This window comes from Pseudoalteromonas sp. DL2-H2.2, from assembly GCF_021532535.1.
Taxonomy (GTDB): Bacteria; Pseudomonadota; Gammaproteobacteria; order Enterobacterales; family Alteromonadaceae; genus Pseudoalteromonas; species Pseudoalteromonas rubra_A.
Genome location: NZ_JAKGBD010000009.1, coordinates 1 through 19,950, shown reverse-complemented (window position 1 = coordinate 19,950; position 19,950 = coordinate 1). Strand labels below are relative to the sequence as shown.

General features: G+C 46.8%; 19 protein-coding genes. All 19 read right to left on the bottom strand.

Translation table 11 applies throughout. From position 1 onward, the window contains the following. Nucleotides 1–3 precede the first annotated feature (3 nt). The 19 genes from L1285_RS15380 to flgB all read right to left on the bottom strand — a co-directional run bounded on the left by L1285_RS15380 (nt 4) and on the right by flgB (nt 19,495). Entirely contained in the window at nt 4–2,085 is a 2,082-nt protein-coding gene (locus tag L1285_RS15380) for a motility associated factor glycosyltransferase family protein (RefSeq protein ID WP_235413080.1), read from the bottom strand. An 18-nt stretch (nt 2,086–2,103) separates the two neighbouring features. After that, complete coding sequence (locus L1285_RS15375; RefSeq protein WP_235413079.1) at nt 2,104–2,421, bottom strand: hypothetical protein; 318 nt, start codon at nt 2,419–2,421, stop codon at nt 2,104–2,106. Continuing rightward, nucleotides 2,390–2,818: a flagellar export chaperone FliS gene (gene fliS / locus L1285_RS15370; protein ID WP_046003943.1), complete on the bottom strand. Its 429-nt coding sequence runs from the start codon at nt 2,816–2,818 to the stop codon at nt 2,390–2,392. Before fliS ends, L1285_RS15375 begins: the two co-directional genes overlap by 32 nt. A 9-nt stretch (nt 2,819–2,827) precedes the next feature. Beyond that, the gene (gene fliD, locus L1285_RS15365; RefSeq protein WP_235413078.1) at nt 2,828–4,237 is read right to left on the bottom strand and encodes a flagellar filament capping protein FliD; all 1,410 of its coding nucleotides are present in this window, start codon (nt 4,235–4,237) and stop codon (nt 2,828–2,830) included. Between the two features lie 24 nt (nt 4,238–4,261). Continuing rightward, nucleotides 4,262–4,693, bottom strand: a complete 432-nt coding sequence (locus L1285_RS15360) for a flagellar protein FlaG (RefSeq protein ID WP_235413077.1) — start codon at nt 4,691–4,693, stop codon at nt 4,262–4,264. An 82-nt stretch (nt 4,694–4,775) separates the two neighbouring features. Beyond that, nucleotides 4,776–5,738, bottom strand: a complete 963-nt coding sequence (locus L1285_RS15355) for a flagellin N-terminal helical domain-containing protein (protein ID WP_235413076.1) — start codon at nt 5,736–5,738, stop codon at nt 4,776–4,778. Between the two features lie 163 nt (nt 5,739–5,901). Further along, nucleotides 5,902–6,867: a flagellin N-terminal helical domain-containing protein gene (locus L1285_RS15350; RefSeq protein ID WP_235413075.1), complete on the bottom strand. Its 966-nt coding sequence runs from the start codon at nt 6,865–6,867 to the stop codon at nt 5,902–5,904. Nucleotides 6,868–7,395: 528 nt separating this feature from the next. Further along, complete coding sequence (locus tag L1285_RS15345) at nt 7,396–8,358, bottom strand: flagellin N-terminal helical domain-containing protein (protein ID WP_235413074.1); 963 nt, start codon at nt 8,356–8,358, stop codon at nt 7,396–7,398. 379 nt (nt 8,359–8,737) lie between these two features. Next, nucleotides 8,738–9,973 (bottom strand): flagellar hook-associated protein FlgL, encoded by a 1,236-nt coding sequence (gene flgL / locus L1285_RS15340; protein WP_235413073.1) that lies wholly within the window; start codon nt 9,971–9,973, stop codon nt 8,738–8,740. 2 nt (nt 9,974–9,975) lie between these two features. Further along, nucleotides 9,976–11,988 carry a flagellar hook-associated protein FlgK gene (flgK, locus tag L1285_RS15335; RefSeq protein WP_235413072.1) on the bottom strand — a complete coding sequence of 671 codons (2,013 nt, stop codon included), beginning with the start codon at nt 11,986–11,988 and terminating at the stop codon, nt 9,976–9,978. 1 nt (nt 11,989) lies between these two features. Beyond that, nucleotides 11,990–12,973 (bottom strand): flagellar assembly peptidoglycan hydrolase FlgJ, encoded by a 984-nt coding sequence (gene flgJ, locus L1285_RS15330; protein WP_235413071.1) that lies wholly within the window; start codon nt 12,971–12,973, stop codon nt 11,990–11,992. A gap of 102 nt (nt 12,974–13,075) precedes the next feature. After that, nucleotides 13,076–14,170, bottom strand: coding sequence for a flagellar basal body P-ring protein FlgI (locus tag L1285_RS15325; RefSeq protein ID WP_125720717.1), 1,095 nt, complete (start codon nt 14,168–14,170; stop codon nt 13,076–13,078). An 11-nt stretch (nt 14,171–14,181) separates the two neighbouring features. Further along, nucleotides 14,182–14,871, bottom strand: coding sequence for a flagellar basal body L-ring protein FlgH (gene flgH, locus L1285_RS15320; protein ID WP_235413070.1), 690 nt, complete (start codon nt 14,869–14,871; stop codon nt 14,182–14,184). Between the two features lie 15 nt (nt 14,872–14,886). After that, nucleotides 14,887–15,675, bottom strand: a complete 789-nt coding sequence (gene flgG, locus L1285_RS15315; RefSeq protein ID WP_235413069.1) for a flagellar basal-body rod protein FlgG — start codon at nt 15,673–15,675, stop codon at nt 14,887–14,889. Between the two features lie 18 nt (nt 15,676–15,693). Continuing rightward, on the bottom strand, nt 15,694–16,458 hold the full coding sequence (locus tag L1285_RS15310; protein ID WP_235413068.1) for a flagellar basal body rod protein FlgF: 765 nt from the start codon (nt 16,456–16,458) through the stop codon (nt 15,694–15,696). A 115-nt stretch (nt 16,459–16,573) separates the two neighbouring features. Beyond that, nucleotides 16,574–17,920: a flagellar hook protein FlgE gene (flgE, locus tag L1285_RS15305; protein ID WP_235413067.1), complete on the bottom strand. Its 1,347-nt coding sequence runs from the start codon at nt 17,918–17,920 to the stop codon at nt 16,574–16,576. Nucleotides 17,921–17,957: 37 nt separating this feature from the next. Further along, complete coding sequence (locus tag L1285_RS15300; protein WP_235413066.1) at nt 17,958–18,635, bottom strand: flagellar hook assembly protein FlgD; 678 nt, start codon at nt 18,633–18,635, stop codon at nt 17,958–17,960. Between the two features lie 15 nt (nt 18,636–18,650). Further along, on the bottom strand, nt 18,651–19,082 hold the full coding sequence (gene flgC, locus L1285_RS15295; RefSeq protein ID WP_125720707.1) for a flagellar basal body rod protein FlgC: 432 nt from the start codon (nt 19,080–19,082) through the stop codon (nt 18,651–18,653). 2 nt (nt 19,083–19,084) lie between these two features. Beyond that, nucleotides 19,085–19,495 (bottom strand): flagellar basal body rod protein FlgB, encoded by a 411-nt coding sequence (gene flgB, locus L1285_RS15290; protein WP_046003958.1) that lies wholly within the window; start codon nt 19,493–19,495, stop codon nt 19,085–19,087. Nucleotides 19,496–19,950 lie beyond the last annotated feature (455 nt).

The following is a 19,950-nucleotide window of genomic DNA, read 5'->3' as shown; positions in this document are numbered from 1 at the left end:
CAACTACTCCCGCCCCAGATCACACTTCTCAGTGTAATGCTCACAAAAATGTATATAAATTTCTTTGATATAGCTCATCCACAGCTGATTTAAACGCTGGTACTGCTCAAGGCAAAATGCTTCATCTTCGTAGGTGTACAAAAGTGTTATCAAAGGACAGTGGTAATACAGCAATGAGCCTTTAAGCACATGGAATAAATGCCCCCACTTGGAGTCGCGGTAAGCGAATACATACCTTGCCTGACGCCTGAGTTGATCAGCCGCTTCCTGACGAGTTTGTACTGGCTCAGACGCAATGCTACAAATGTGTTCAACCAGCTCTTTCAGACCATCCAGCGCTATCACTTCCTCGCTGACGTCATCCAGTGGAAACACATCGAAGCACTCAGATTTGATAGCTTCAACCGTGGCATGAATATCAAACTCTTCCTCAATATCAAGCAAATCCTCTGCTTTTACTGGCAGCGTCTTTGCTATTTTTGCACCGCTGCCGACATTCAGGCACGTATCTACATCATAGTATCTGAGTAGTTTTTCAAGCTGGGCATGGGCAATCATAAATAAGTTATTGGATACTACGAAACCGCCGAAGTTTGCTGGCAGAGTATGGCCGGTGATATCGAGATGACAGTAACCCAGGGATTCATCGTCGTCGTTTCGTGGCCGATAAATACTGTCTTTACTATGATGTGCGCCCTGTGGATCTTTGCCATTATCGACCCCAAATAAGTAGACATTACGAAAGCCGAGGTAAAGTGCAAATGACAACGCCGTATTCGCAACAACTGGGTTACTGTAAGGGATTTTTGGCAAGGTTTTTGACATGTATCGCAGCGCCAGTAAATCCATCATTGAAGTCCCGGCTTCAGCGCCTTTTGCCGCAATACCTGCCCACTTATATCTGTGATTGTTATCCGGGTAAAGCGTACTCAGGCCAATCAAATTGGTGTTTTGGTAAACCTCAGGCGGCACAATATCGCCAAAGATTTTGTAATTAGAATAAGGCCTTTCCACCAGCGCATGAAAGTCTACGGGTATGCCTTTTTTATGCAAAGTAGCAATTGAAGTACCCGCAGCAATCACGATGGCTTGTTTATGGTTACGTTTTATAAATGCTTCGGCCTCATCCAGGGAGGGACCATTACCAATAATAAAAACAGGCGTGTCTTTGTTGATATTTGACGCACTTCTAGTCAACCAGGCCGCCTTATTTCTGACATGATGAATACCATGCGCCAAACCGGTCACGGCATCATTGTAAAAGCCATGCCCAAACTGGAACCTGAAGTAGTCTTTTGCCCACTGCTGGATCAACGTATTTAGCTGTGCACCAGGAGTATGCTGGTAGCAAAAACTGCGCACCAGCGCAAAGGCTCCCACATCTTCGGCGAGCTTTTCCATATCCTGAATAAATAAGCTGTGGTCTACGCCTAAATGGAAGAATAAACACCCTCCCTGCTCGTCTATATCAGCAATAATTTGAAACCAGTCAGTACAAAACAGACTGGCAAAAAACTGTTCAAAATCAGGTTCAATCAAGAAAATGTAATCGAACTGGGTGCGTTCCAGTAACAAAGGAATGTGGTAACCCAAGCCTATGCCAAAAATCACGGCGCTTGGAAAGTGTTCTGGTATTTTACTGAGCGGCGCTTGCCCCTGATCGCGGATATCGATCATCAGATTTGTTAGCTCAGTCATATAGCGCACATGCAAACGCTCATCTTCCTGGTTTTGGCCATACCCAGTATAATCGGTCAGGCTCATAACAGGCTGACTGAGTTGCCGTTCAACCTGCTCTGTGGTTTGCTCAATTGGCGAGTGAGAATAAATAGGAGCAGTGCTGTCTTTAGGCACAAAATTACCATGACCAGATGGGGTCACGTGGAGGCAGAAGTCTTCACGTACGCTATGGTTAGTAATTGCCTTAGCTATATCTGGGTAATATTTTTCGAAACTCTGTAGGTTTTTGTTGAAACGCTCGTTGGCCTCTTTAGCGAATTCCGCTTCCCGAGCCTGGTGCGCTGTTGTTTCGGTGAGTTTTTCTGAGAGAGACTCTAATTGTTGTGATATCGGATCTTTATTCATACATCAGCCAATGTCGTATTATGTATTTTTATACGCTTTGATTTTTTTTTGGTTGCCAACAAACTGAGACAGCTCTTTAGCCACTGCCGCTTTGCTTTGCTGTAATGCGCCGGTGAGTGTTTGGATATGGTTAAATAGAGAGATTGCAGCCTGCTGAGTAGCTTCTGACTCAGCGAGCATGTCTTGCGTTAATGTCGCTCGGAGCTGTTCATCAAAGTGCTTAAAGAGTCGCTGCGCCTCCTCAAGCTCGCCTGCCTGGCAAGCCGCATCTACTGCTTCTAAAGATGCTTCTATGTCAGTAAAGCTAACCGACATTGGCATCAGCGCCATTGTCATTCAACGTCTGCTGTCGCACGTCGACAGGGATAGCATCCCAGGCTGACTTAATTTCCTTTAACAGGTTTGACACCTCATCGACGATTGCCGGATCATTTTGCAGACTGGCATCCAGTAATCTGTCAATCATATAAGAATACAAAGCATATAAATTCTCGGTGACTTCTCCACCCACTTCAAAATCCAGACAACCTCGAAGTGCCTCTAAAATAGCAGAGGCTTTTGAAATATGTTCTGCTTTTGCCTCAAGGTGGCGCTTTTCAATCGATACTTTAGCGAGTACCATTTTCTCCACTGCGCCAGCCATTAGCATTTGAATAATTTCGTAACGATCAGCACCGGCTACACGTGTTTTCAGTGCTTCTTTTTGATAATTTTTAACTCTTGCGTTGTACATAATGGCTCCTTACTTAGACTTGGTGAACCCTGGCAAATTCGCGAGCTGAGCGCCGAGATAAGACTGAGTTTGCTGCATCTGGGCGATTAACACATCCAACCCAGCGTACTGCTTTCTTAGCCTTTCTTCTAAAGACGCCATTCTATATTCGTGATTTTCAACATCGTCTTCTAAATCACTGATCTGGCCATTAAGGCCATCTTCCCGGTCTTTAATCAAACCGCTCGAGCTTGCATAATTGTCAAGCAACGTTTCAAGCTGCTTGGCGACTCCATTCTCTCCTGCAAACGCTGTGCCAATATCATCATAATTACTGTCCATCGCGTCATTCAGACTGCGCACCAAAGACGATTTTTCAAGATAACCGTCATTATCCACTCCCAAACCAATATCAAAGATGGTTTCAAATGGACCTGCATCGGTCAGTGTCGTTGACAGTGTGGTGATAAGCTGGTCACTCAACGTACGCATGGATGAGTCACCATTCAAAGGTTTACCTATGCGAGTCTGGAAACCAATGTTGCCTATCAGATTATTATAATTTGAGATAAACTCGTCAATGAGTGTGTTCACTGACTCTCTGTCGTAATCCACATTCAAACTGGCAGTATCATAACCATCCGTATCGTTTCCTTCGCTCTTGGCCAGCGCCTTGATGGTCATGTCCTGTACCGCGTCTTTAAAGGTATTGGTGTCGCTCTGTACTTCGAGACCATCCACGGTGATGATAGCGTTACGTGCATCTTCTGCAGGGTCAATGGTCATTCCGCCGGTAGTACCGATTGACACAGCATCCAGCTCAGCATTGTCATTGGTCACAGTTAAACTGTTATCATCGCCGGTCACATTGGACGTTAGTACCAATTTTGAGCCCGCAGTAGTAGTCCCTGTGTTTACAATGTTGGCGGTTACACCAAAGTTTGAATCTGAGGCATTGATAGCATCTCTGAGTTCACCTAATGTCATACCGGCTGTTACGTCAAGGGTGAAGTTGTTGTCTGTGCCCGCACCGAAAGTTAAGGTGCCTCCTGTGGCGCTTACTACATCATCAATTGACGTATAGGCGCCATCTGCCGAGACAGCCCGGCTGCCCTGCGCCAATTGTTTGACGGCAATATCAAAATTACCGACAGAGATGTCCGACGTCGGCGTCACGCTAATGATATCGCCGGATGAAGGTTGTGTAATGTTGGCAACCCGTTTACCGAAGTTATCCGGATCAGCCAGCTTTTTAACTGTGTCGTTGAGTTTGGAGATAGCAGACTTAACCTCGCCCAAGGCAGAGAGTTCTACTTTCAAAGACTCTTCTTTCTTGACGAAGGCCTGCATCTTGGGAATATTTTCGGCATCTATCGATGCTTTAATGATACTCTCCAAGTCCAGACCCGAGCCGACGCCTGCAGACGTAATAAGTGGCATTTGCTACCTCCAATTCACTTTCATTTATGCTGTCCTGTCAAACAGCAAACCTTTTCCTGATACTTTATCGGCAAATTCTTCCAAAGCCTTAGCAACTTCACGAAATTCCTCTGACGGGATCTCCCGGATCACTTCATCGCTCCCTTTGTCAATGACTCTGATGAAAGGCGGATTGCCCTTATCATCAAACTCAAACGACAAATTAGTTGCGGTGACCGGTATAAAGTCATTCAGCTTCGCCAGATCAGATTTAACCTGGGCGAACAATTTTTCCTGCGCATCAGGGTCAGCTTCTTCCTTTTGCTTATCCCGAGCACGAACTGCAGGGTTTTCAACCAACTTGGTTAATTTCTCTACAGCCCGCAGCGTCTCAGCGTTTTCCTCAGGCTTAATTTGACCAGGAGTGAGCACCGCATTATTTGAGCCAAGCCCTAATGTTGCCTGAATCTCTTTCACAATACACCTCCAATCATTAGTCTAACTGTAAGTATACGCCAAGTTTCGCGATTTCTCATGCAAACTTGACGTTACACTATTATTAGCCTAAGAGCGACAGGGCGACCTGAGGACGCTGGTTTGCCTGACTCAGGATTGAACTACTTGCCTGTTGCAGGATTTGCATCTTAGTCAAACTAGCAGTTTCGGCCGCAAAGTCGGTATCTTGGATACGAGAACGTGCAGCTGTCAGGTTTTCCGCAACATTTGACTGGTTACGAATAGTTGACTGGAACCGGTTTTGTACAGCACCCAGCTCCGCACGCTTTTTATCCACAACCGCAATAAGTTGGTCCATACCGGCAAGTACCGCTTGCGCATTGGCTTGTGAAGAAACTGAGATTCCTGCTTCAGTGAATACGTTTGAGAACACTTTAGCATCAGCTTCTGTGCCTATCGTGGTACTGATGGTTTCTGTGGTGGTACTTAGCGCAACCCCGGTTACCCCACTGGCGATACCCGCAATACCTGACAACGTGAAGCCACCGTTGGCTTGCAGGTCGTTGGTTGTAGCGGCAACGTTTTGCATACTAAAGCCGATGGTTTGCACTGCATCCGCCCCCACCTGGAAGTTCGCATTGTATGAACCATCAAGCAGGTTTTGACCACCAAAGGTGGTGTCAGCTGCAACCCGGTTTACTTCCTCAGAAAGTGAGCGAATTTCTTCTTGCAGTGCCAGTCTGTCTTCATCGGTGTTTGAACCGTTAGACGCCTGTTGCGCGAGTGTTCTGATCCGTTGGAACATTTGAGTCGTTTCGTCTAGCGCCCCTTCAGCAGTTTGCGCCAGTGAGATACCATCGTTCGCGTTTCGGATACCCTGATTCAGACCGTTAATTTGACCGTTCAGACGGTTGGTGATTTGCATACCTGCAGCATCGTCTTTTGCGCTGTTAATGCGCAAACCCGACGACAAGCGTTGGAAAGAGGTATCTAACGCACCTGAGGATTTGTTTAATTGCCGCTGTGCGTTCAATGAACTCACATTGGTGTTTACATATAAAGCCATAATAGCCTCCGCTTTATCAATATAACTCGCTGAGACGGGATACCCCTACCCTGCCAGCAGCGATGATTTAGAGTCCTAGATTTATAGTTCTCTAAATCCGCTATCGACTGATAAAGCGAAAGCTTTAGCCTTATTTGCAAATTATTTTAATTTTTTTGTGTTATTAACCCTGTAGCAGACTCAGTGCGGCCTGTGGGCGCTGATTTGCCTGGCCAAGAATGGTCTGGCTGGCCTGCTGTAAAATCTGGTTTTTAGTCAGTTTAGCGGTTTCCATCGCAAAGTCCGCATCTTTGATCCGAGATTTTGCTGCTGACAGATTTTCTGAAACATTCGCCTGGTTTCGAATCGTCGACTGGAATCGGTTTTGTACCGCACCCAGCTCAGCACGCTTTTTATCAACTACCGCAATCAAAGCATCCATCCCCGCCATGACTGCCTGTGCATTAGCCTGTGACGACACAGAAATACCTGCGGCAGTAAATACGTTAGAGAACACTTTGGCATCCGCTTCAGTACCAATGTTTGTACTAATGGTTTCTGTTGTCGCACTCAGAGCGACACCCGATACCCCACTGGCAACCCCAGCCACCCCTGAAAGGGTGAAACCACCATTATCAGCCATAGAGTTGGTCGTGGCGCCCACATACTGCATACTAAAACCGATGGTCTGTACAGCATCTGCACCCACCTGAAAGTTAGCTGCATAAGAGCCATCCAATAGGTTTTGACCACCAAACGTTGTATCGCTGGCAACCCGGTTAACTTCTGACGCCAGCTGGCGAATCTCTTCCTGAATTGCCAGTCGGTCTTCATCGGTGTTTGAGCCATTGGCTGCTTGCTGTGACAAAGTTCTGATACGCTGGAACATAGAGGTAATTTCGTCCATCGCCCCTTCAGCGGTTTGAGCAAGAGAAATACCGTCATTGGCATTTCGGTTACCCTGATTAAGACCTAAGATCTGCGACTGTAGTCGGTCCGAGATTTGCAGACCTGCAGCATCATCTGCCGCACTGTTGATCCGTAGACCTGAAGACAAGCGTTTGAAGGACGTATCCAGCTCAACACCTGAATTTTGTAGTTGTCGTTGCGCATTAATGGAACTGACATTGGTATTTACAAATAAAGCCATGATTCACTCTCTCTATACAAATGCTCAGCATTGAGCTGTTCATTGGTGTACAAGGAGGCAATTGTTATCACTGGCCGGGGCTCAGTGAAGGGGCAATCCAATGCCGCTTGTACAAACTTAATTTCTTCTGGAGTGAATAAAGCAAGGCGCGTGCCAACAAATTTTGACAAGAGAGATATTGTGTCTTGGGATCGGAATATGTTGGCCTGAACTATACTAGCTATATAGCCGCTGTTGGCGTGATACGACTAAACGGCGCCTTTTCGGGATATTAAAAGGGCTATATCGCCGGGCCAGTCAGTACTTGCCAGTAAAAGTATAAATAAAAAGAGGCCCGGAAGCCTCTTTTTTTTGAAGTTTGAGAGTGGGTGTCAATATTTTTTCATAATATTGGCACGGAAAGTGCTAATATTAACGTGTTCATTGTTTTGATGAACTGAATTGGATTTAAGCTCCTCCGCTTTATCATCCAATTAGGTGCCCTGGCTAATACCCCATCAAGTCCGGGCACCTGTTTTCCTACCTATCTTATCCTAGTAGACTTAGTGCAGCCTGTGGACGCTGGTTAGCCTGACTCAGGATTGTCTGGCTCGCCTGTTGTAGGATCTGCATTTTAGTCAAGCTTGCAGTTTCCTGAGCGAAGTCAGTATCTTTGATACGTGATTTCGCAGCTGACAGGTTCTCAGAGATGTTCGACTGGTTACGGATCGTAGACTGGAAGCGGTTTTGTACCGCACCAAGCTCTGCACGTTTCTTGTCAACTACCGCAATCAGGTTATCCATACCAGCCAATACTGCCTGCGCGTTTGCCTGAGATGATACTGAAATACCTGTTTCAGTGAATACGTTAGAGAATACCTTCGCATCCGCTTCAGCACCGATGTTTGTACTGATGGTTTCAGTGGTGGTACTCAGAGCAACACCCGTTACGCCACTGGCAATACCTGCGATACCTGACAGCGTGAAACCGCCATTTGCCTGCATATCATTGGTAGTACCGGCAACATTTTGCATGCTGAAACCGATAGTTTGCACTGCATCAGCACCAACCTGGAAGTTTGCAGAGTAAGTACCATCCAGTAGGTTTTGGCCACCGAAGGTTGTATCTGCTGCGACCCGGTTCACCTCTGAAGACAGTGAGCGGATCTCTTCCTGGATTGCCAAACGGTCTTCATCAGTATTCGAACCGTTTGATGCTTGTTGTGCCAGAGTACGAATACGCTGGAACATTGAGGTAACTTCGTCCATCGCGCCTTCAGCTGTCTGAGCTAGCGAAATACCGTCGTTGGCGTTACGGTTACCTTGGTTTAAACCGTTGATTTGTGAAGTCAAACGGTCTGAAATTTGTAGACCTGCTGCATCGTCAGCAGCGCTATTAATACGGAAGCCCGATGATAAACGCTTGAAGGAAACATCAAGCGCATTGCCTGAATTGTTTAATTGTCTTTGAGCATTCAATGAACTTACGTTAGTATTTACATAAAGTGCCATGGTGATTCTCCCACTATAATCTGAGTGCTTACTCTTCGAGTGCTTACTCTGTAAGTGCCCACTCTCAAACTTCTAAAACTTACTCTCATAGCCTTCAAGGTTTGTTTTCACTCTCCGGCTTGGTTACTTAAGTTATCGGGCGGCAGAATAAATTCTTTAGAAAAATTTATAAAAAAATAATAAACAGCTGATTTTAATGGAAATTTAGTTGCTAAAGCGACTTATAGTAGGAAAGAAATTGCCGCTTACGGTTCTGAGGATAAATCTCAAGCCTAATAGTAAAAGGCATATAAGTTATAGGGTTAGAAAGTAAACTGATTAAAAGAAGAAAGAAAAGTGAGCTTTCGAGGTATACCTCGAAAGCCACTAAAATGTAGAACTACCTGATATAGTCAAGCAAAGACAGATTGGAAAGTCGGCCAAAGGTGGCCTGAGATGCCTGCAAGGCGGTTTCATGCTTAGTGAGTTCAGTGATGGCTTCTGCCATATCCAGTTCAACCAGTTCCGCTTTTGCAATCTTATTGTTAATGTCCAGGTCTGCGTTGGCATCCGTAATACGTGTTGCTGTGTTTAGCCTGCCGCCAAGACCCGACTGTATCTGCGAAACCCGATTTTTCGCGTTATCTATCCCTATCATAGAATCAGCCAGCACCTGTCGGTAATCCTTTTCACTGAGCGTCGGGTCATTTAATGCTCCGACCAGATCATCCAGCATATTTAACACATTGTCTTTTTCTGGCGCTTCCAGATCAAAGTCAATCTGCGCAGGGGCACTGCCGGTAAAGCTGAACTCCATGCCTGCTACTTCAATGCGATTTTCTTCATAGCTTCCGGTTGCCAAAACGGTTGCACCTTGCTGCAAAGTGTAGGTATTAGGCGTACCTGCCGTCAGGACCAGACTAAACGTATTTGAGCCCGCAGGCGCAGTGGGGTCCGGGTTGTAGTTCGCTTTATGAAACTCATCAAAAGGACCTTGTTTGGTGACATACACATCGGAACTCACGACACTACCAGAAACAGTTGCTGTATTGGAAGCCACATTCAGGCGCGTATTGACGCTCTCAAACACGTCAAACCCGTTGTCACTGGACTTAATTTCAACCCCTTCAGCAACCTTGATCTTATGCTGGCCCTGATCGCCATTATACTGATAACGTTGCTGCGTACTGTTGTACGAGTAAGCTTCTGTATTGTCCTGATAGCCGGAGAATATGTACCGACCATCTTCTGTCTTGGCATTCATCAAATCGTGAACCGCCGTTTTTATCGCGCTGAGCTCTTCTGAAAGTGATGCCCGGTCTACATCGACCAAAGCGCCATTACCTGCCTGAACCGTCAGGGTCAAAGCCCGCGTTAACGAGTCTTTGATATTATCCAGCACCCCTTCTTGGGTATCCAACCGACCTTTCAGCATGGTCAGGTTTTTTGTGTATTGCTCATTGGTCTGGATCCTATCAGTGTACAATAAAGCCCGAGCCATCGCAGATGGATCATCGGATGCCGTCAATACACGCTTTTGGGTATTAACCTGCTGCATGGCTTTATTCACGTCTTGCTGACTGTCTAGTATCGAGTTCAGATTGTTCTGATACATCATATTTTGAGATAAACGCATAATTACCTCGCCGCACTTAATAAGGTGTCAAACACAGTTCTTGCCGCGCTAAGTACTTGCGCAGCCGCTGAGTAAGATTGTTGGAAACGCAACAAATTGGCCGCCTCTTCGTCCAGGTTAACCCCAGCCATTGACTCGTACCAGGCTTCAGATTGTGCTGCCAGCGCTTCATAAGCAGCCCCATTGGTTTTGGCCTGATTAGCCACCACCCCAATTTCCGTCACCAGGCCTGCATAGGCTTCATTGAAGGTTTTTAAATTGTCTGCTGTTGCAGTTGTAACTACATTTTGTCGAACCAGCTCCGAGCTTTGCAGTTTACTCAGCTCCAGACCATTACGGTTATCATCGAAACCGCCCGTATTGAATTCAATGGTGTAACTGTCACCGGTCGATGGGGTCCCTTCTATATTAAAGTCGAAGCCATAGCTGGCATACGCTCCCCCCGCCTGTGCAAGGATATTTTCTGCCGGTGGTGTGATGGTAAAGGTACTTGTCCCATTGCCATCCACAATCTGATATTCATTGGCGTTTGCCGTTTTGGTCAGAGTAATTGTGCCATTAGTCAGGCTCGGTGGTGCCGCTGTAAAGTTACTCGTAGCGGGATCCGTATTAGTAACAGAGCCGACAGAAATGGTCGCCGTACTGACGTTATTGGCTGCGGTCTCGGTCCTGATAGGTGAGGCCAAAGCCAGGCTCTCAGGGCGATCTGTAGCCAGCTGCAGATTACCTGCAGTACCTGAGTTGAGCTTAACCAAAAAGCTATCCCCGACATTGGCAGTACCCGTCAGATTCATTTGTAACCCAAATATATCCACGCCTGGCGCAACAGAATTTGAATCGATCACACCCGCATTCACCGTTGCCGTCACAGGTGATCCCAGTACATTACCTTTGCTGTCTACAGCTGCAATTTCAACGGTGTTTGCCGCGGTATACGTCACTCTGAAGTCGGTTGCGGGCACTTCTTTACCCTTGCCTGGTTCAACGGTCGCCGTTAACTGTGCCGTACTGGTATTACTGGCATAGGGAAACCCACCCACAGTTGGCAGCGAAAAAATATCGCTACCCAGATTACCATCGAGATCCATACCTAACTGGTTTTGTTGATTAAAGGCATCGGCAAGCGATAGTCCGATTTGACCAAGCTGAGTTTGCGCTGGCACCAGAATGTCATCACGAAACGCCATCAGGCCGCCGACTTTTCCTCTCAGCGTAGTATGATCGACTTCTAGTGCCACAGCTGAGCCATCTTGGACATCAAGTGTCAGTGTTTTATGGTTAGGATCGGGGTCTCCATCCATCGAAAAAAGATTAAAACTGCCATTTTCCATGACCAGAGACTGACCTGAACCCAGAAAAACCAATTTCTCACCGTTAGCACCGTCTAAGGTTTCGATATCCACCAGCTCGGCAAGGTCTCTGATGGCCTGATCTCGCTGATTCAGCAATGAACTGCCACTGCCATCACTATTGTTGCCATTGAGCGCTGCAACCTGACCATTCATATCGCTGATTTTTTGGATCAGGTTATTGGCTTCATCAGAATAGATGGATAATTGCTCGTTCACGATATTGTTCTGATCAAACACAATACCGGATAACCGGTCCATCTGGTCGATCAAGTTCTGGGCATCGGTCAAAAACAGCGAGCGCGCAACCGTTGAAGAGGGCAAATTCATCGCCTCTTGCATATTATTGAACAGGGAGTTAATGCTCTGGTTGAGGTTGTTTGACTCTTCACCAAACAAGGTATCTACCCGGGTGGCCTCCGTTACAAATTGATCGTAATAAGCCTGGCTCGAAAGGTCCCGGTTAAGTTGTTTCTGAGCAAACTCATTAAGCAAACGCACGGTTTCACCGCGACCAACCAGGTTGTCGATCATGGTGGTATGTTCAGTCCGTTCACGAACATAGCCTTTGGTATTCAGGTTTGCGATGTTTTTACTGGTCGTTTGCAAAAGCTCAGAGCTGGCTCTGACCCCTGATGACCCGATATTCATTAGGTTAAATGACATCTTAGTTTACTCCCTGATGCACTGACGCTGATAACATGGACTGAAATTCTCCTCTGCCCAACACACGTTTAATTTTTTCTGCATAATCTGGATCAGTGGCGTAACCGGCCTGCTGCAGCGCATCCAGATATTGATCCGGATTGTCTGTCTTAGTTAAGGCCTCCTGATACCTGGGGTTGGTTTGCAGGAAATCGACATAATCATTGATGCTCTCTTTGAGCGAGTTATACGCTCTGAAGTTTGCTTGTTTTTTGACGGGCAGACCCTGCTCAAACTCGAGTGTCATTTTACTGGCGCTATCGCCTTGCCAGCGCTTGTCTGCTTTTATGTTGAACAGGTTAAAGCTGCTTTCACCGTCCTGACGCGCAATAATATGTTTGCCCCAGCCCGTTTCCAGTGCAGCTTGTGCAACCATCACAGCAGGGTTCAGACCAATCTTGGCAGCGGCAGATTTAGCGTGCTCCCAAAGCTGATTAATGAAGGACTCTGGGTCTTCGAATTGCACGTCGTTGGACGCACTCTCTTTCACCTCAGGCTGTTTCTCGGCTTTGCGCTCTTTTTCGACGCTCGCTTGATTCGCTTCACCGTTGGCAATGCGATCACTTTGCAACTCGGCACCAGTGCGCAATACCGAGCTTGGCATATAACCATCACGGTTAGGTGATAGCTGCTGCACAATGAGATCAGCAAGACCTAAGCTCCCCTCACTGGACAGTTGCATAGACATCTGCTGATCGTGCATATCGCGATAAAACTTGACGCTGCTGGAATTAAACGGACTATCTTTATCTTCCAGTACCTCATTCGCTTTACGCATACTGGATAACATCATCTGGGTGAAAATAGATTCGAACTGCTGAGCCGCCTTGCGCAACGCTTCTTCAGAGGCATTGGCATCACCAGCACCTTTCAGCGCGTCTTGTCTTAACGAGTTCAAATCGGTTAAGTCATAGAAACTTTGGTTGCGAGTCGGATCAGTATTCATTGCTCAAAAACACATCAATATTCATAACTAATAACAATGCAATTATTGAGCCAAAAAAAAGCCCCATAAAATGGGGCTAACTAATTGATTATAAAAGAAGCGTCAAATGACGACTAATTGACCATGTATCGCGCCGGCTTCTTTTAGCGCTTCAAGGATCGCCATCAAGTCGCCAGGTGCTGCACCCACGGCATTGATAGCCCGCACCAGGTCATCCAAACTGGAGCCGGGGTCAAATACGAACGCACGAGAATCATCCTGATTAACATCGACAATACTCTGACGCGTAGCAACTGTCTCACCTTCAGCCAAAGGCTGCGGCTGAGAAACATTCACTTGCTCAGCAATCGTGACGGTTAAGCCACCGTGGGTGATGGCCGCAGGTTGCAGTTTGACTTCTTTACCAATGACTATGGTGCCGGTACGTGAATTCACGATGATCTTCGCGGAGGTATCTGCGGGTGTGAATTCCAGATTTTCCAGAGTCGATAAATAAGCGACACGCTGAGATGGGTCTCGCGGAGCGATCACTCTTACCGACGCGGCGTCCATCGCCTGTGCACTTTGCGGCCCGACCAGGTCGTTGATGGTGTCAGCCAAACGCTTCGCCGTTGTAAAGTCGGGACGGTTCAGGTTGAACGTAATGTGATCTCCCTGTGTAAACGGGCTTCTGACTGCGCGCTCAACCGTGCCACCATTTGGAATACGTCCAACGGTTGGCGTGTTGATCACAACCCGGCTGCCGTCCAGCCCTTCAGCCCCTAAACCACCGACGATCATGCTACCCTGCGCGATTGCATAGACATTACCATCGACCCCTTTCAGGAAAGTCTGCAATAAGGTGCCGCCACGCAAACTGCCTGCGCTACCAATGGAAGACACGGTCACGTCAATTGTTTGACCTGGCTTTACAAACGCAGGCAACTCAGCATGAACGGCTACCGCTGCGACGTTTTTAATCTTTGGTTTGAGGTTTGCTGGCATGGTAATACCAAAGCTATTAAGCATGCCTTTGAAACTTTGTTCAGTAAAGCGGGTTTGCTCCCCCGTGCCGGGCAAACCAACCACCAGGCCATACCCGACCAGCTGGTTTGAACGCACACCTTCAACCATAGTCACATCTTTGATCCGCTCTGCATGGGCAAACTGACTGCCGACGAGCGCAATGGCCAGCACGAGCATGTTGAATACTTTCATAATCTGCTTCCTCAAAATGGCATGATGGCGCTCATAAAGAACTTCGTCAGCCAGCCTGCACTTTGAACTTCCTGAGTATCGCCTTTACCTGAATACTGGATCCGCGCATTCGCAATACGGTTTGACTCCACCGTATTATCAGCATTCACATCTTGTGGCCTGACCAGACCTTCAAGACGGATAAACTCTTCACCTGTATTCAAGGTCAACCACTTTTCGCCTCGGATCACCAAGTTACCATTGGGTAAAACCCGCATGACATTGACAGAAATATTACCAATCAGGCTATTCGACTGGTTGGCCTGAGCATCTCCCGCAAAGGATGAATTAGACCCGGCGTCCAGCTGAATACTTTTGTTACCCCAGTTGACTGCCGCACCACCTAACCCAAGTATAGGATCGATATCCACTTCGCTGTCTTTGTCCAGCTTGGAGTTTGCCGCTTTTGAAGCCTGGGTCGACTCTCTCAGTACCACCGTAATAATATCTCCGGTGCGAAGCGCCTTTTTATCCGAATACAAGTCGTTGGCGTACGCATTGAATAACGAGCCGGTTGGCACAACCGGTGCCGCTTCCGCTTCCGGGTACATGGGCGCGTAGTAAGGGTCGTCCCGCTTAACATCTTTATTTTGCGTTGTTGTACAACCACTCAGTGCTATACAGCCTGCCGCTACCAGGCCAAGTGTACGTAACTTATCCATACTGCCCCCAATCATTTAAAGCTGTTGGTTAATGTGGCTAAGCATCTCATCAACGGACTTAATCACTTTTGAGTTCATTTCGTAAACTCGCTGTGTTTCAATCAGGTTGACCAGCTCTTCTGTGACATTAACGTTCGATGTTTCCAGTGCGCCCTGAACAATAGAGCCAAGACCTTCGACGCCCGGGTTACCCTGTACCGGTGCACCACTCACGGCTGTTTCGGTGTAAAGGTTTTGACCGATTGGTTCCAGACCCGACGGGTTAATAAAATCGCTGATAACCAGCTGACCTATGACCGTATTAGCGGCTTCGCCCTGGATACTGACTGACACCTCACCATCCTGAGAAATAGTAATGGAGTTGGCATTGTCCGGAACGTTCATCTCAGGCTGCACCGGGAAGCCCGCGCCAGAGGTGACAATTCGGCCTTCTTCATCTGTGGTAAACTGGCCGTTGCGTGTGTAGGCGATGGTGCCATCGGGCATCTGAATTTCAAAAAAACCAGGCCCCTGAACCATCCAGTCCAGTGAGTTTTCTGTGCTCAGCATATTGCCTTGCGAGAAGTTTTTCTGGTTTGCGACCACTTTGGCACCCGCACCTAACATCAAGCCTGATGGTAGCTCTGTATCCTGAGAGGAGCGGCCACCTGGCTGATTAATATTCTGATAGAGTAAGTCTTCAAATATCGCGCGGCTTTTCTTATAGCCGACGGTGCTGGCATTCGCCAGGTTATTCGAAATCACCGAAATATCAGTTTGCTGGGCATCTAGGCCGGTTTTACTGATCCATAATGCTGGGTTCATAATCTATACCTCACTCTCTTAAACGATACGCAGGAGCGAAGTGTGTCGCTCATCAATTTCTTCAGCGGTTTTCATCAGTTTAATCTGCATTTCAAACTGACGCTGAAGGTTTACCATGTCTACCATTTCGTGAACCGGATTCACGTTGGACATTTCCAGATAGCCGCTCATTACTTTGGCAGTTGGAGAAATTTCACAAAACCCACACACGCCATCTTCAAGCAGCTCTTCCTTTGGTCTGAACAAACCATCATTGCCTTTCTCAAGTTTGCTATTATCTGCGTTAATAATCTTTAATCGGTCTACCACTTCCAAAAAGTTGGCTGGCGCACCCTGCGGGCGAACCTGAATAGAGCCATCGTCACTGAAGACTACCTTTTCTACCGGCAGCGGCAGTATAATGGGCCCACCTTCGCCAATTAATTGACGACCATGGCTAGTGACCAGCGCCCCATCTGAGGTGATATTGAGGGTACCAACCTTGGTATAGGCCTCTTCGCCTGCGGCATCTACAACGCTTATCCAGGATTTTTCATCCACCGCAATATCCAGCTCCCGACCCGTTTCAGTAATGGCGCCACTCGTCATCATGGTTCCCGGGCGCTCCTGCATCGCAAATACGCGGGTGGGCAGCCCTTCACCAAATGCCTGCATTGAGCGGGCCTGTGCAAAGTCGGCTTTAAAACCAGTAGTATTGGCGTTGGCCAGGTTATTTGCCTTCAGCCCGACACCAACCAGGTTTTGCTTGGCGCCTGACATGGCGACATACAGCATTTTATCCATGGGAACGACCTAAAATTGTTCAATCTATACTGTATAAAGCAATATAGATGCCAAGATGATCGTCAAGAAAATGAAAAGGCCGCTTTGGAGCGGCCTTGTGAGATAATAAAGGTGATTATCGGATCTGCAGAATGTTCTGTTGAAGTGTTGAGTTGACTTCCAGTGCCCGTGAGTTTGCCTGGAAGTTTCGCTGTGCGCTGATCAGATCAACCAGCTCGTTCGTCAAGTTTACGTTCGACTGCTCCAGAGCAGAGGAGTTGATGGTGCCCAATGTACCCGAACCTGGTTCACCCGCGATCGGCTCACCCGATGTTAAACTCTTTTTCCATCCCGTGTTACCAGCTTCTGTCAAACCTTGTGAGTTTGAAAACCGCACCATGGCAACTTGCCCCAGGAAGGTCGAATCCCCGTTACTGTATGAGGCAACAATTTTGCCATCTGACCCAATATCGATACCCGCTAGCCTGCCTGTTGTTGCACCGTCCTGTTCAAGCGCTTTGACCTCAAAACGGCTGGCAAACTGTGTTGGTAATTTATTAGATGTATTCGCTTCATCACGCCAATTTAATTGAATATCAGACGGAAACGTCGCGCCGTTAGTTAACAACCCAGATATATTACCTGCGGTTAAATTGAGTGGATTAAAAGTTGTGCCTGCATTCGGAGCTCCTCCTGTAGTATCGGGGAAACCTTGCGCATTAAACTCAAATTCTGTGATTGGCGTTATTGCTGCAGGTGGAATAATTTCATTACCACCGGAGTCAAATGATTTTCCCCCAAGTGTCGCATAAACTTGCCACTCATTTGGGTTAGTTGTTGGGTCTTCTTTACGGAAGAAGAGCTGTAAAGTGTGTGGCTCTCCTAATGAGTCATACACTGTCGTTGACGTCGAGCTATTATAAGATGCCGTTGTATCTGGAGCGAATGGAACGGTTGGTGCCGTCGCTGTTGAGTCTAAGTTAAATGATGAATAAACATTTGTCGTTGCACGCGGAGAGCCTGACGCGTCAGGTATCTGCAATGGTGACGATGTGCTTAAGCTCACTGATGTTGTATCACCCGTACTTGGGTCAACTGGGAAACCCTGAAGAAAATTACCATTTGCATCAACAATAAAATTATCCTTGTTCAGCTTAAATGCACCTGCACGGGTGAATGTATAATCCTGGCTACCCAAATCTTCACTCATCGCAAAGTAGCCTTCACCAGTTATCGCAAGGTCCAGCGAGTTTTGAGTAAAGTTCAAAGACCCCTGGTGAAATTGCTGCGCAACCATAGTGGTTTGTACACCGTCACCATTTTTTGTCTTACCGGCGCTAAATACGGAAGATGCATACACAGATGCAAATTCAGCACGCGATTCTTTAAAGCCTGTCGTATTCACGTTGGCAATGTTGTTAGCTGTGGTATCCAGGTCTTTCTGAGCCGCAGCTAAACCAGTTAATGCAATATTGAAACTCATACTCTCACCTCTTGCTATTAAGGTTAAATCTTTTTAATTAGGCTAATTCCGCGACGTCAGTAAGCCGCACGGCACCCGCTTTAGTGTTAATAACGATGCCGCTTGCACCATTGACGTTGACGCTTTCAATGTTTCTGAAAGTCGCTGTAGGCAAGGCTGTAAACTTGCCGTTTACAGAGCCCTCAGCCTTTATTGTATAATCTCCAGGCGGTAACATTTCACCATCGGTGCTTTTACCATCCCAGTCAAAGCGAACTGCGCCGGGATTTTGATCTTTAAGGTCAATTGTTCTTACCAGCTCGTTTTTATCATTGAGGATACTGACCGTCAGTTTCTCTACAGGTTCGGTGACAATGATTGAACCTCGCGATTGCATGTCAGGGCCATGCTCTATCGTGTCTGACTCGAGCAGGGCCTTTTTACCGATTAGCGTCGACGCCTGCAATGCAGAATTAGAGGTCATTGATTCAGCCAATGATTCGAACTTTGAGTTTAGGTCCGAGATCCCCTCGGCCATTGTAAAGTTCGTCATTTGCGCAATCATCTGATCATTATCTGCTGGTTTACTCGGATCTTGATAAGACAACTGCTGAGTCAATAGCGCAAAGAAATCCTCTTGCTTCAACTCATCATTCTTTTCTGTCGGTACCTGCTTGTCAGGCCAACGCAATGAATCGACATAGGTCGAGGTTGCTGAATTGACTTCGTTACTCATTGGCTATACTCCCGCTTAGCGCTGGCCAAGTTGCAGGGTCTTGCTAAGCATCTGCTTAGCGGCATCCGCGACCTGAACATTCGTTTGGTACGAACGCGATGCAGAGATCATATTTGTCATCTCTTCAACCACATTCACATTCGGTTTATAGATGTACCCGTCTTTGTCAGCACTCGGATGGTTAGGGTTGTACTCAACCTGCAAAGGTTTATCACTTTCCACAATACCCAGTACTTTAACGCCCACCGACGACCCCATGGTGTTCGGTTGAGCCGCCGCAGCTTTATTTAATTCTGCAGCAAAGACTGGGTGCCTGGCTCTGTACACCTTGTCCTGACTAGAACTTACGCTGTTTGCATTTGAAATATTACTGGCGGTCGTATTCAAGCGAACGTTCTGGGCACTCATGCCCGAGCCCGCTATATCGAAAACATTATATAAACTCATAATTAGCTACCTTGACCACTTAGGGCTTTCTTAAGCCCTTTAAATTTACCAGATAAAAAATTCAAACTAGCTTGGTACTCTAGTGCATTTTGTACATACAAGTTTCGTTCCACTTGTATATCAACGGAGTTACCATCGCCAGTATCTGCTTGATTTGGAATACGATATTGTTCAATACCATTATTTAACTGAGTCCCACCGCTGAGGTGCTTCTCATTGGTTCTGACCATCTTATTGCCGCTTAGCTGTGCCGATTTTGCCGCTTTAAAAGCCTGACCAAAGTCGATATCCTTAGCTTTATATCCAGGGGTATCAGCATTGGCTATGTTACTTGCCAAAATTTCAGCACGCTGAGAGCGGATCAGCATAGTGTGGGGGTGAACCCCCAATGCTTTATCAAAACTAATTGCCATAACCCGACTCCAAAAATTTGACTTGATGAGATAAAAGCAAGAATGAGGCCAATATTTAAGTGGCGGAAAATTGCCGCATCACGACGCAGCCGGTAACTTACGGAAGACGGGGTATCCATGAGCGAAGCGGGCCTGTCGAAGCGCTTACAACTTCTAATTATTGCGTATGACTCCTTTAACCCAGTGATGCAATACTCATCAAGTCACTAGCCCAAAGCATCTAGCGATATTTGTTCGTGTTGAGTAATAACGGGTAATGCCAAATTGACTAAATTTATGATCTAATGCCAAAATCCAATATCCATCGATGTGATAATGATTTTGCAGTCCTCTGAATTTATTAAGCTCTCCAAACAGACTAAGGATCCCAGAAAGAAAGTGCGCATGCTCGCGCTGGCTCATTTCTTTGAAGGTAAATCTCGCTATCAGATTGCTGAATACTTGAAGGTCAGTCG